This is a genomic window from Bacillus sp. MM09(2025) (genome assembly GCF_050496725.1).
In the GTDB taxonomy this organism is placed as follows: domain Bacteria; phylum Bacillota; class Bacilli; order Bacillales; family Bacillaceae; genus Bacillus; species Bacillus pumilus.
Genome location: NZ_JBNWEN010000004.1, coordinates 133,640 through 146,658, shown reverse-complemented (window position 1 = coordinate 146,658; position 13,019 = coordinate 133,640). Strand labels below are relative to the sequence as shown.

9 protein-coding genes, 1 tRNA gene and 2 pseudogenes are annotated in these 13,019 nt (G+C 36.8%); 10 read left to right on the top strand and 2 right to left on the bottom strand.

Annotated elements, in window-relative coordinates:
- Positions 1–4 precede the first annotated feature (4 nt).
- From ACQYAC_RS07015 to ACQYAC_RS06970, 10 genes and pseudogenes are all read left to right on the top strand, one after another.
- Positions 5–607: an XTP/dITP diphosphatase gene (locus ACQYAC_RS07015; protein ID WP_106065711.1), complete on the top strand. Its 603-nt coding sequence runs from the start codon at positions 5–7 to the stop codon at positions 605–607.
- Positions 608–621: 14 nt separating this feature from the next.
- Positions 622–1,146, top strand: a complete 525-nt coding sequence (locus ACQYAC_RS07010) for a YfcE family phosphodiesterase (protein ID WP_180310409.1) — start codon at positions 622–624, stop codon at positions 1,144–1,146.
- Positions 1,147–1,266: 120 nt separating this feature from the next.
- Positions 1,267–1,340: transfer RNA gene (locus ACQYAC_RS07005), tRNA-Arg, on the top strand.
- Between the two features lie 310 nt (positions 1,341–1,650).
- Positions 1,651–1,907, top strand: a pseudogene (locus ACQYAC_RS07000) (phage terminase small subunit P27 family); the annotation flags it as partial.
- Positions 1,908–2,240: 333 nt separating this feature from the next.
- A complete protein-coding gene (locus ACQYAC_RS06995; RefSeq protein WP_144493629.1) occupies positions 2,241–2,993 on the top strand; it encodes a hypothetical protein in 753 nt (250 codons plus the stop codon).
- A gap of 952 nt (positions 2,994–3,945) precedes the next feature.
- Positions 3,946–4,585: pseudogene (locus tag ACQYAC_RS06990) on the top strand (DUF4241 domain-containing protein).
- A gap of 314 nt (positions 4,586–4,899) precedes the next feature.
- Positions 4,900–8,106: a type I restriction-modification system endonuclease gene (gene hsdR, locus ACQYAC_RS06985; protein ID WP_429943939.1), complete on the top strand. Its 3,207-nt coding sequence runs from the start codon at positions 4,900–4,902 to the stop codon at positions 8,104–8,106.
- A gap of 114 nt (positions 8,107–8,220) precedes the next feature.
- Entirely contained in the window at positions 8,221–9,651 is a 1,431-nt protein-coding gene (locus tag ACQYAC_RS06980) for an N-6 DNA methylase (RefSeq protein WP_429942998.1), read from the top strand.
- Positions 9,648–11,132, top strand: a complete 1,485-nt coding sequence (locus ACQYAC_RS06975) for a restriction endonuclease subunit S (RefSeq protein WP_429942997.1) — start codon at positions 9,648–9,650, stop codon at positions 11,130–11,132. The genes ACQYAC_RS06980 and ACQYAC_RS06975 overlap by 4 nt, the downstream gene beginning before the upstream one ends.
- A gap of 249 nt (positions 11,133–11,381) precedes the next feature.
- Positions 11,382–11,702: a DUF4241 domain-containing protein gene (locus ACQYAC_RS06970; RefSeq protein ID WP_429942996.1), complete on the top strand. Its 321-nt coding sequence runs from the start codon at positions 11,382–11,384 to the stop codon at positions 11,700–11,702.
- 175 nt (positions 11,703–11,877) lie between these two features.
- On the opposite strand, the gene ACQYAC_RS06965 is transcribed toward ACQYAC_RS06970, so the two are convergent.
- Positions 11,878–12,267: an immunity 50 family protein gene (locus ACQYAC_RS06965; RefSeq protein ID WP_429942995.1), complete on the bottom strand. Its 390-nt coding sequence runs from the start codon at positions 12,265–12,267 to the stop codon at positions 11,878–11,880.
- Positions 12,268–12,567: 300 nt separating this feature from the next.
- Entirely contained in the window at positions 12,568–13,005 is a 438-nt protein-coding gene (locus tag ACQYAC_RS06960) for a hypothetical protein (protein WP_270112083.1), read from the bottom strand.
- Positions 13,006–13,019 lie beyond the last annotated feature (14 nt).

The window sequence follows — 13,019 nt, the reverse complement described above, 5'->3', positions numbered from 1 at the left end:
GGGTTTGATCAGGATGAAAACAGCCATCATTGCAACGCACAATGCGGGCAAAGCGAAAGAATTCAAAGCCATTCTTGAGCCAAAAGGATTCACGGTCAAAACACTAGCAGATATCGGCTTTACTGAAGAAATTGAAGAAACAGGACATACCTTCGAAGAAAATGCCATTATCAAAGCCGAGGCGATTCAAGCCAAAGCGGGTGAAATGGTCATTGCAGACGATTCCGGTTTGTCGATTGATTATCTAGGCGGAAAACCTGGCGTCTATTCAGCGAGATACGCTGGTGAACATAAAAACGATGCTGAGAATGTGGAAAAAGTGCTGAGCGAACTGCAAGGCATTGAAAAAGAAGACCGCACAGCTAGATTTAGATGTGCCCTAGCTGTCAGCATACCAGGTAAAGAAACAAAAACGGTAGAAGGATCAGTAGAAGGCTTTATCGCAGAGGAACCAATCGGCGAAAACGGCTTCGGATATGACCCAATTTTCATCGTCAAAGACAAAGACCAGACGATGGCTGAATTATCACCTGAGGAGAAAAACAAGATCAGTCATCGAGCGGTCGCGCTTCAAAAGCTTTCATCACTGCTAGACGCAAATGAATAAGGGGGAATGAAGCCATGAAGATACTCATCATTAGTGACAGTCATGGACTCACAGATGAACTTCAAACCATTGCCAAACGGCATGCGGCTGAAGTTGACATGATGATTCACTGCGGAGATTCAGAACTCGACACGAACCACCCAGCACTCGAAGGATACAAAGTCGTCAAAGGAAATTGTGACTTTATGGGCGATTTTGAAGAAGAGCTCCTGCTCCCACTTGATGGAGGCGGAAAACTATTTCTCACTCACGGACATCTGCATGGCATCAAACAATCCTTGCTTCAAGTCTACTACCGTGCAGAAGAGCTAGGCGCAGACATTATCTGCTTTGGCCACTCGCACATCCCAGGCAGTGAGCTGCTAAGAGGAAAACTGCTCATTAACCCAGGCAGCGTGCATCTACCAAGAGTGCGTAAAGAGCGCAGCTATGCTATACTGACACTAGATGGAAGCGAAGCGAACGTACAGTTTTTCACAGACGAAGGTCAAGCCATACAAGACCTCGAAAACACTGTCACATTGGAAGGTATTTCATAAGGGTGCAGCATTTGCCCCTTATGAAAAAACTTTCGAAAAACCGTTGACTTTAAAGAACAATAGTAATATAATAAATCTTGTCGGTGAGGTACTCACCAAAAAAACACTACATAACAACATGTCCCAGTAGCTCAGCTGGATAGAGCAACGCCCTTCTAAGGCGTCGGTCGGGAGTTCGAATCTCTCCTGGGACGTATTTACTTAAAACTGTTAAAAGTCAGAAACATTGATAAAACAATGTTTCTGGCTTTTTTGTTTTTTTCATTGTTTAACAAAGTATTTTAGTGATCTTTTATGACTCCAGTAATTGATCCATTGGAAGGAGCATGATTTACATAGATAGAATATTTCACACCTTTATCAAGCCAAACGTCGATACTCTCAGATTTATTGCCTTTTGATCCGCCAACATATGCTATTACACCACGAGTTTTTTGAATCAATTTCACTCATCCACTGAAGAAGCAGCCCTTAAAAAATGGATTGGAAATAGGATCAAGGGGGATGGCAAGGCCGAGACAACCAGTTGACTTGTTGCTAGTGAAAGGGAAGAAAAACCTTACCAAGAAAGAGATTGAAGAAAGAAGAGAGCAGGAAATAAAGGCGCCAGATGACAAAGTGAAAGCTCCTTCTTATTTACCAAAAGATTTAAAAAGAGAATTCAAAAGGTAGCGGACGAGCTAAAAAACATTGGAATTATGACAAATTTAGATGTTGATGCGCTTGCCCGTTTTTTATTTGCTGAAAAATTATATTTACAGTACTGAACAGTTGTTTGAGCGTGGACGTATGAAAAGGTGATAGTCAGAAACCTAGATAAAGAAGTTGACGTGATTTCAGAAAATGAAAAGCTGTTTAAACAAAGCAAACAAATATCATGTGATTTAGAATGTCTATTTACCTACATTTAAACTCTCCATCTTTAAAAAAATGCCAAGACTAAGAAAAATGAAACGCACTTATTTCATCAAATAGTATAAAATGAGTAAATTAAACTTTAAATACGTTAAATACAATGCGAATTTTCTGATTATATGTTATGTTTATTTATGGTTTAAATAACCAAAATTGTTAAAATAATAAAGGTGGTTAAGATGAAAATTTTGAAAAAATTTATTACAGTAATTGCAGCTTTAACACTTTTAGTATTCGGTTGGTCTAGTTCAAATATACAGGCGAATGCAGAACAATCCGATGATCTGAAATCACTAAATCAAACTGCACAAAAGATGAGTATCGTAAAAGATCCTGAAAAAATTAAAGAGATGAAAGATGAATCAATAGAGGCTATAGAAAACAAAAAAGTAGTTTCTAATGCTTTAAGTGCTGATTTAAATTATGATGAAGCCACTGTTGGTGAAGTTTTAGCCGAAAATGAAGTATATTCGGTTATAACAATACCTATTAAATCAGATGACTATAATCCATTAAGCAATTTAACTCTAATTAGTCAGAGCGGAGAAATTTTGACTTATACTGAAACATTAATAACCAAAAGTAATAAGAATACTGTCGCAATTTCCACGTATACTGATGGAGTCATAACAAATGAAAAAATAACAGATATTGAATATTTAAGTAATAGTGAAGTACAAGAAGCAATAGACAAAGCAAAAAGTATTGATGTTGATGATAATATAGTGCAACCAGAAGGTTTGGGAGAAGTTTCGCTTTGTCTTGCTAGTGTGTTGTTAATAGATTTGACTGTAGCAAGGATTGTTGCAGCTACTTGTATAGGTGCTTGTGGAACTGGAATCGTACCGTTATGTGCATCTTGTGTAGGTGGAGTTTTTGTGATAGGTGGAGCTAATATTGGTGGAGTTATTTCTTGTTTTCAACTAGTCTAAGATACTGTTTTATTAAAAAGTAAGAAGCCTCTGAAAAGAAGGCTTCTTTTTTAATAAAAACCGAATGAATGCATTGACTGATTAGGCAAATACTAAAAAAAATAAATAAAGAGAAGGGGGACTAATATAACTAAGATAGAACCTATACCTAATGTAGAAATAACTTTTATGATGTCTTTTCTCAAGATAAACACCACCATTTCTCAATATTTTTCTTTAAATATAATCTAACAAATAAAGTAATAATTAGCAAATTTATAATAATTCATTAATTATGTTTACGCTTCATTAAGTATATGTATGCATCCCTTTACAAACAGACGGGGATAAATGGCAGCTTTCTACTAAAAAATTCAAGGTGTATAGTAGAAGGAGAATATCTAGCAAGTTGGGAGGAATTCTAGGGCGTACAAAATCAAATCGAGTAACTTGATTTTTAATGAAGGTGAAAACGAAGCCATTCAGGGTGAAGGGCAAATGTCTTGTAATTATATAGAAGAAATAGAGCTACCTATTGAAAAACTAGTTGCTTGTGATCCGTTTATTTTATCAGAAAGAGAACCGTTTAATAAAACCGTTAAACTATGAAAGTATTCAGTACTTTAAATATTATCCGTTTTGAAAATGAAGATGAACGTATTGCATCTGCATCATAAAGTTTATTAGCCAAAATAGTGTGAAGTGGGAGCTTGCACGATAAATGGCAGATAGAAAGTGATTTACAGGGGGATCAGTTCTCTGGCTACGGAGTTGATACTGGAAATGGATGTGGGACGGCGTGTTTTAAGATTATCCAAGTTATTTTGGGGGCTGAGAATGGAGATGAAACTTGTTTCGTTACTGATTTTCTTTTGACGGATTAAATGGGGAAAATAAAACAGGAATAAAAGACATAACAGAGAAAAGTACATAATCCCAAACGCTCCAGAAAAATAATGAAAGGAATGATCATTTGTATAACATCAACCCAACAAACCTACTATGTGAAACTGGAGAGACAACAAGAAGCTCAGAAGGTTATCGATTATTTTCAAAACAGTTAGGCAATATCGAGATCACAAGCGGTCGTATAGTTGCCTGTGATCCTTTTGTTTCAGAAGGGGATCACCCTTTTTCTATGAAGGTTCATCCGGGAAAATATCCTATTCTACTTATGGTCAAGCGGTTAGAAAGCGGAGACGAACGCGTAGCCTATGCAATGATCAAGTTTACAAACGAGCAAGATAGAATGGGCGCTCGCCACAAGAGCAGGGCAGGAACTCAAAAATTTGAAAAAAGACGAGTTTTTCGGCTACGGTGTAAATACGGGTATGGGCTGTTTCATGGATGCGGAGGCAGCACTTTATCTTCAAGCTTATGAGGATAAGCGATATAAAGAGGACAATGATTTTTATCTTTACGAGGAATTTGCAGAAGCGCTTGAGCAAAACTACAAGCACACATGGGATTGGCTCGTCACCCGTTTTTATGACAAGGTGGACATTGCCATGTTTACCACAGGCTACGGTGACGGAATGTACCCAAGCTTTTGGGGGCTAGATCAAAACGGAGAACCTGCTTGCCTTGTGACAGACTTTTTATTAGTGGACTGATGAGAAACCCATGAAAACATGGGTTTTTATTGTTCTCTGATTATAGAGTATTAGTAGAGAGATCTAGTGAAAGTGGATAAAGTTTTGAAGACTTACTATAAGAGATCGTTTTTTCTCTCGGCAAATGTTGCTGGCTATTCGAAACAATATTGTTCTTGCCGATAAAAAGATTAAAAGCACAAAAAGAATGATATGAAATTTGTTAAACAAACGTCAATTAACTTAACTTTGTCAGTTGTGGATTAAGTCTACCTAATTTTTGTATAAATATAGTATAATAAACATATAAAACCTTTTAGGAAACGGTGATAATGATGAATAGCAATTTTTCATTTTTTCAAGGGAAGTGGGCAGTACTTTCCAATTTAGGAGAAACAGCTGAGAAAAATGTATATCATGACCCACATACAACAGTAATGAAACTACGGTTATTTGCCGAAACATTAACAAAATTTATTCTAGCCGCTGAAAATATTAAGGAAGCATATGGGACAAAACAAGTAGAGCGCATCAATATATTACGCCGAGAAGGAATACTTGAACCAGAATTAATAGATATCGTTGAAACGCTTCGCCGCAAAGGGAATGTGGCTATGCATGAAGCAGGTTATCAAAAAACAGAAGAAGCAAAATCTTTATTGCATTTGGCTTTTCGTTTGTCGACTTGGTTTATGGAGGTATACGGTGATTGGAATTTTCAAGCTCCAGAGTACATAGAGCCAAAAAAACAAACAGCTATAGATACACGACAGCTTCAACAAGAGTATGAAGTGAAAGTGAGGCAGCTTGAAGAGGAACTAGAGGCAATTCGCCATCAAGCTGAATTAGAGCAAGCAGATGAGAAAATGAAACGTAGAAAAGCGTCCAAAAACTTTATGCGTAGGCAGCAACTGACTGAAGATGAAACACGTATCATCATTGATCAGAAGTTACGTGCTGCTGGATGGGAAGTAGACACGAATTTACTAAACTATAAAAAAAACAGGACGCTACCAGAGAAAAACAAACATATGGCCATTGCTGAGTGGAAGGTCGATGGCGGCTGGGTTGATTATGCATTATTTATTGGACTCAAGCTTGTTGGTTTCATTGAAGCAAAAGCAGAAAAGAAAACAATTCCTGGGGCATTAGATAGTCAAACAAAAGTTTATGCGAAAAATGCTGTGCAAGTAGAAGATGAACAGATTACACCAACAACTGGTGATTATAAAGTTCCATTTATATACGCAACGAACGGACGCCCTTATTTAAGACAGCTCCAAGAGGAATCGGGTATTTGGTTCTGGGATTCACGCAAACCATTTGAACATGCACGTCCGCTTGAAGGATGGCATTCACCTGAAGATTTAAAGCTGCTTCTTAGCCAAGATGATAAGGATGCGGATAAGCGTCTAGAAGAAGAGGATATCACTAAGTTTGGATTGCGTCACTATCAGCAGAATGCGGTTCTGGCTGCAGAAAAGTCGTTAAAAGAAGGAAACAGAAGAATGCTTATTGCAATGGCTACAGGAACTGGGAAAACTCGTACCGCTATTGCGCTTATGTATCGCTTAATTAAGTCTAAAAAGTGTCGCCGCATTCTTTTTCTTGTCGATCGTAATTCACTCGGTAAACAAACAGAGGATTCACTGAAAGATACGAAAATTGAAGGTTACTCGTTTGCTGATATATATGATGTGAAGTCATTAGGCGATCTCACACCGGAAGTTGAAACGAAGGTGCAGATTGCAACTGTGCAGGGAATGGTTCGCAGACTTTTTTATAACGATAGCGAAAAGCTTCCAAGCGTCGGGCAATATGATTTCATCATTGTAGATGAGGCGCATCGAGGCTACACAAGCGATAGAGAAATGACAGAGGAAGAATTAGAATTCCGTGATCAGAATGATTATATTAGTCAATATCGGCGTGTTATCGATTATTTTGATGCGGCATGTTTAGGACTTACCGCAACACCTGCTCTACATACAACAGACATTTTCGGTATGCCAATTTTCAAATATTCATATAGCGAAGCAGTGTTGGATGGATATCTAGTGGACCATGAGCCTCCTTATTTGTTTAAAACAGAACTTTCACAAGTGGGCATCACCTTTGAAAAAGATGAGGAAGTAGAAGTATATGATGTTGATAAAGGGGAGATTCAACTAGAAAAGTTAGAAGATACTGTGCACTTTGAAGTGGAGCAGTTTAATAAAAAAGTCATTACAGAACCGTTTAACCGTGCAGTTTTAAATAAATTAGTTGATTATATTGACCCTGCAGGTAAAGAAAAAACGCTCATCTTTGCAGCTACTGATCAACACGCAGATCTTGTTGTTCGCTTATTAAAAGAAGCATTTAAAGAACGTGGTGATGACATTGAAGATGATGCCATTATGAAAATTACTGGATATATCTACAAGCCATTAGATGCCATTACACGGTTTAAAAATGAGCGACTGCCTAATGTCGTTGTTACAGTTGATTTACTCACAACAGGTATTGACGTGCCACCGATCACAAATTTGGTGTTTTTAAGAAGAATACAGTCTCGTATTCTCTATGATCAAATGCTTGGTCGTGCGACTCGTCTTTGCCCAGAGATTGGGAAAACACACTTTAACATCTACGATGCTGTTGGTATATATGACAAGTTGCAACATTATACAGAAATGAAACCAGTTGTGAAGAAACAAAACTTTCGTATTGGTGAGTTGTATGATTCTCTTGTTAATGCGACGACTGATGAGGAAGCTTCGTTTTATCGTGATCAATTAGTAGCAAAAATCCAGCGTCGCAAACAAAGATTTGACGAAGAAGGCATGGGGAAGTTTGAAGAATTATCGAATGGAAAACATGTGGATGAATGGGTGAAAGAAATTCAAACATACTCACCGCAAGAAGCCACACAACATAATATTCTATTTGAATACATGGAAACGTACCAAGTAACAAGTGAAAAACGTTATATATCTGATAAGGAAGATGAAGTAACAGACGTCATTCGTGGGTATGGTGAAGGGAACAAGCGACCAGAAGATTATCTGGATGGTTTTGTTCGATTTATCAAAGAAAATATCAATGAAATTCCCGCTTTGCATCTGATCTGTACACGACCAAAAGATCTAACGAGACAAGATTTGCGAGAACTTATGACGATTTTAGAAACAAAAGGCTTTAAGCAATCTCATTTACAAACCGCTTGGAAACAGACAAAAAATGAGGACATTGCAGCAGATATTATTAGTTTTATTCGCCAAGCTGCATTAGGTGAAGCACTCATTGACCATGAAGCACGTATTAAACAGGCAATGCACAAAGTGTATTCACTGCATGATTGGACGCCAAGGCAAAAGAAGTGGTTAGAGAGAATAGAAAAGCAATTACTTCAAGTGCCTGTTCTTGCGCCTACCGCAGAAGAGGCATTCTCGGAAGAACCTTTTAGAACGTCTGGTGGCTACAAATTACTGAAACGTGAGTTCGGTGATGAAATTGATCAAATTGTGAATACGATCAATGAGAACCTTTATATCAGCTAACGACTGTGCCTCTTCATTGAGGCACTTTTTTGGGTTATAATGAAAAGGTTCGCTTTCAACTAAAAATCATCAAATTTGATTTAATAGATTAGAAGCTTTTCAGGAGGAAAAAGGATGAATAACCAAGAAATCGTTCAAAAATTATGGAATTTATGCAATGTGCTTCGTGATGACGGTATTACATATCAACAATATGTCACGGAGTTAACTTATATTTTATTTTTAAAAATGATGAAAGAACAGCAAACAGAAAATGTAATACCCGAAGGATATAGATGGGATGATTTGCTAGAAAAAGAAGGGGTAGAACTCAAAACATTTTATCAACATCTTTTAATTAAGCTGGGTAATAGCGAGAATGCTCAATTGCGTCAGATTTACACGGATGCTGCTACAAGTATTACAGAACCAAAGAATCTAGAGAAAATTCTGAAGACCATTGATGGCCTTGATTGGTACAACGCAAAAGAAGAAGGTTTAGGTAATTTATATGAAGGCTTGTTAGAAAAAAACGCAAGCGAAACAAAATCAGGTGCTGGTCAATACTTTACACCGCGTGTATTAATTGATGTAATGGTACAACTGATTGACCCTAAACCTGGAGAAAGATGTAATGACCCTGCAGCTGGTACATTCGGTTTTATGATTGCGGCAGACCAGTATTTAAAAAATAAGACAGATAACTATTATAATTTAGATCCACAACTGGGCGTTTTCCAAAAGAAAGAAGCGTTTACTGGCATGGAACTCGTCACAGGGACTCATCGTCTTGCTATAATGAATGCATTACTTCATAATATCGAAGGGCGACTGGAACAAGGGGATTCGTTATCTAGTAATGGAAAGTGGATGAAAAACTTTGATGTCATTTTAACCAATCCACCATTTGGGACGAAAAAAGGTGGAGAGAGTGTCTCCCGTGATGACCTGACGTTTGCAACTTCCAATAAACAGCTGAATTTTCTACAGTTAATTTATAACGCTTTAAAAGACGATGGTCATGCACGCGCAGCAGTTGTATTACCTGATAATGTTTTGTTTGAAAGCGGGGTTGGTACACAGATTCGACGTGATTTAATGAATAAATGCAATCTGCATACAATCTTACGCTTACCAACGGGGATTTTCTATGCCCAAGGTGTGAAAACAAACGTTTTATTCTTTACAAGAGGCACAACAGACCAAGATAATACAAAGGATGTTTGGGTATATGATCTCCGCACCAATATGACGTCATTCGGAAAACGGAATCAGTTAACAATGGCACACTTTGCAAACTTCATGAAAGCATATGTAGCAGAAGACCGCTCTAACGTAGAGGATGAACGTTGGAAAGTATTCACAAGAGAGGCCATTGCAAAAAAGGGGGATAGTTTAGATATCGGTTTGATTGCGGATGAATCATTATCATCCTATGACAACTTACCAGATCCAATTGAATCAGCAGAAGAAGCAATTGCAAAACTTCAGCAGGCTATGGGGTTATTAAATGAAGTGGTTGAGGAGTTGCGTGCTGTTGAAGAGGATGAGGTGGTGAAAAAGTGAGTAAGAGAAAAAAAACTGTTGATGAGTTATTGGAAGAAGCGTTAGTATCAGAAGGAGAACAACCTTATGAAATTCCAAATAATTGGGTGTGGGTTAAGTTAGACACATCTAAAAAGGATAGAGAAAGTTTTGGCGATGGGGATTGGATTCTTAGTGAGTACATTGACCCGAATGGAGAAGTAAGATTAATTCAGTTATCAGATATTGGGCAAGGAAAGTTTTTAAATAAATCGTCTAGATATATTTCTATGAAAACTTTTGAAGAATTACGTTGTAGAGAAATATTTCCTGGAGATATTTTAATTTCTAGAATGGCACATCCTATAGCTAGAAGTTGTATCGTTCCTGATTTAAAGCAAAAACTAATCACAGCGGTCGATGTTGCTTATTTAAGACCTAACGAAAAAATATTTGATACGGAATATTTAAATTACATGTTTAATTCTATATTCTTTAGGACACAAGCTGAAGGAGTAGCAAGGGGAACAACACGTTTAAGAATTACTCGTAAAAACCTTGGAAATTTAGCAATTCCTTTTCCACCTTTAAACGAACAAAAAAGGATTGCAAATAAAGTTGAGCGACTTTTAGGTAAAATTGAAGAAGCAAAGCAGTTGATTGAAGAAGTGAAGGAAACGTTTGAACTTCGTCGAGCGGCTATTTTGGATAAAGCGTTTCGTGGGGAATTGACGAGGAGATGGAGAGAGGAAAATATTAGAAAAATTCCAATATCGTCTGACCCTTTAAACTCAGTAGGAACTAATAATAAGAGTATAAAAGCTACTAGCTTAGTACCTGAAGCAAGTATACCAGATACTTGGAAATGGGTATTATCTAATGAATTGTTTTCTTTTATAACCAGTGGTTCTAGAGGTTGGGCTAAATATTATAGTGATGACGGTGATTTGTTTCTAAGAGTAGGTAATCTAAACCATGAATCAATCGATATCGATTTGACTAATCGGCAAAATGTAAGTCCACCCGAAGGTACTGAAGGTACTAGAACACTTGTACAAGAAGGAGATATTTTAGTATCTATAACTGCAGATGTTGGTAGGATTGCTGTAGTTCCAAAACAATTTCCGAAAGCTTATATTAATCAGCACATTGCATTAGCAAGGCCTTCTAGTGGCTATTGTATTGAATATGTTGCATGGTTTTTATCATCTAGGAACGGAGGAAGGCTACAGTTTGATAGACTTCAAAGAGGTGCTACCAAAGCAGGCTTAAGACTTAACGATATCAAAAACGTATGGTTGCCAGTTCCATCATTAGAGGAACAATATGAAATAGTTCGTAAAATACAAAGTGCTTTTAATAAATTTGAGGTAGCCGAGAAAAGCTTAACTGATACTCTTGAGGTCTATGAAGAACTAGAAAAATCAATATTAGGAAAGGCATTTCGAGGTGAGCTTGGAACAAACGACCCAAGTGAAGAAAATGCGATTGAATTGTTAAAAGAAGTGCTACAAGACAAGTGAAATAAAGTAGAGAAATGGCATCTAAATTAGTTGGATGCTTCTTCTAATTGATTTTACTGTTTAAAATTTTAAGGTGCTAAGCACGGTCAGTCACACTCATTTTCGGAAAAATTTCTGACAGGACTCACATTATCGCATGGTAAAGTAATAAGAGTTGTAGTGAAACCCTATTCAAGCTCGATAATGATTTCGATAGCAGATGTGTAACCTTATAAGTGATATCAAAGGACAGATACCGAAGTCTTTGTCATGTTGTTTAGGATCTATTACTTCTCTCTTTCTTTATATAAAGGATATGGTTATGGATGCGGAGGAGCTATATATCTTCAAGCGTATGCGGATAAGCGATATAAAGAGGACAATGATTTCTATCTTTACGTGGAGTTTGCAGAAGCGCTTGAGCAAAACTACAAGCACACACGGGAATGGCTCGTCACCCGTTTTCATGACAAGGTGGACATTGCCATGTTTACAACAGGCTTCTGTGACGGGATGTACCCAAGCTTTTGGGGCTGGAGGGAAAACGGAGAACCAGCTTGCCTTGTGACAGATTTTTTTATTATGGAATGAACGAGAAACCCATGGAATAATGGGTTCTTTTTATTGTTCATAAATTCAGTATATTCATAGATATAGTGAAGTGTAAAATGAGATGTTTTATGAAAGTGGCTTCTATTAATGAAAAGAAGCCACTTTCGTATAGGTCTAATACTGTGTTGTTATCTATATAATCTGCGAAACGATTTTAAGAACCAATAATCCCTGGAGAAATTTGTTCAACTCTCGCCCAATCAAATATGGTTTCGATTTGCATTTGATTCTTACAGTTGATTTTTAATAACCCTTCATTCTCTGTTGTGCTAATCTCAAAATGATCAATTATATTATTATTTCCTAAGTGATTAATTTTTAAATCCGTTACACCAATGAATGATAATTCAACGTAGACAACATCAAAATTCCCCCAACGTTTAGGTTTATTCTTCACGGAGTCTTTTGTCATTAGTCTTATAAATAGGTTAGGACCATCTCTGTTTAAATCAACATTCATGATTTCTGCATTTTTAAAATGGGGGATCCCCCCGAAAATTTGAGTCATCGCTTGTGGGTTCATAAATTTTTCTTCACTAATCATTTGGATACTCCTCGTTTGAGTTATTTATTGTTTCTTCTTTCATCTTTCAAAATAATAACGGTCTTCTACACCTTCAATTTTACCAATATGGGTATTGTTTTTAGTCAAATTTTAAATGTAAACGTTATTTTTACGTTCACAACTCGTAAAATCTTATATTTAAAATAAATTTGTATAGAAAAAAGATGAGCTAATATTTACTGAAAGCTCATCTTATCCTTTTATTTCTATATTATCTATATGGGGCTACATTTCCTCACACTGATTTTGTAAAAGTTTTTTATATTTCTTAATGAGAGCCTAAAGTTCATCTTTCTCTATAACATCTACTTCAATAATTTCATAATTTTTTTGTACCGGTGCACCTCCAAATGTTTGAAGTATTTTGTAAATAACTTTAAACAAACTCATTTCAACGGAGGTGCCTTTTCCTTTGAATCTCTGCTCATCGCTAGTAGAAACCTCAACCTTATAGCTTAACCCATCATATGATAGGTGAAATTCACAATCCATCTCTTCTAACCAAGTAAATAAATCCGTCATTGACGGAATCCATATTCCTTCTTTAAATACTTCTTCCTTACATAATAGAGTTGTTGATGGAACAATTCTTCCGCCAATCGCCCAAGTGGCATCTTTGTATTCGTAAATATCTTGTGGGTACACTTCATCAGCATACTCAGGCCTTTTAAATCCTAACTTAAATAGTTTTTCAGCTTCAGTTTTTGTTAAAGACATGTATAATCACCTTT

Bases quoted from the DNA above. Each gene is read 5' to 3' on its own strand.
- ACQYAC_RS06970 (WP_429942996.1), top strand. From the start codon at position 11,382: ATGTTGTTTAGGATCTATTACTTCTCTCTTTCTTTATATAAAGGATAT.
- ACQYAC_RS06960 (WP_270112083.1), bottom strand. From the start codon at position 13,005: ATGTCTTTAACAAAAACTGAAGCTGAAAAACTATTTAAGTTAGGATTT.
- hsdR (WP_429943939.1), top strand. From the start codon at position 4,900: ATGAATAGCAATTTTTCATTTTTTCAAGGGAAGTGGGCAGTACTTTCC.
- ACQYAC_RS06965 (WP_429942995.1), bottom strand. From the start codon at position 12,267: ATGATTAGTGAAGAAAAATTTATGAACCCACAAGCGATGACTCAAATT.
- ACQYAC_RS07010 (WP_180310409.1), top strand. From the start codon at position 622: ATGAAGATACTCATCATTAGTGACAGTCATGGACTCACAGATGAACTT.
- ACQYAC_RS06995 (WP_144493629.1), top strand. From the start codon at position 2,241: ATGAAAATTTTGAAAAAATTTATTACAGTAATTGCAGCTTTAACACTT.
- ACQYAC_RS06980 (WP_429942998.1), top strand. From the start codon at position 8,221: ATGAATAACCAAGAAATCGTTCAAAAATTATGGAATTTATGCAATGTG.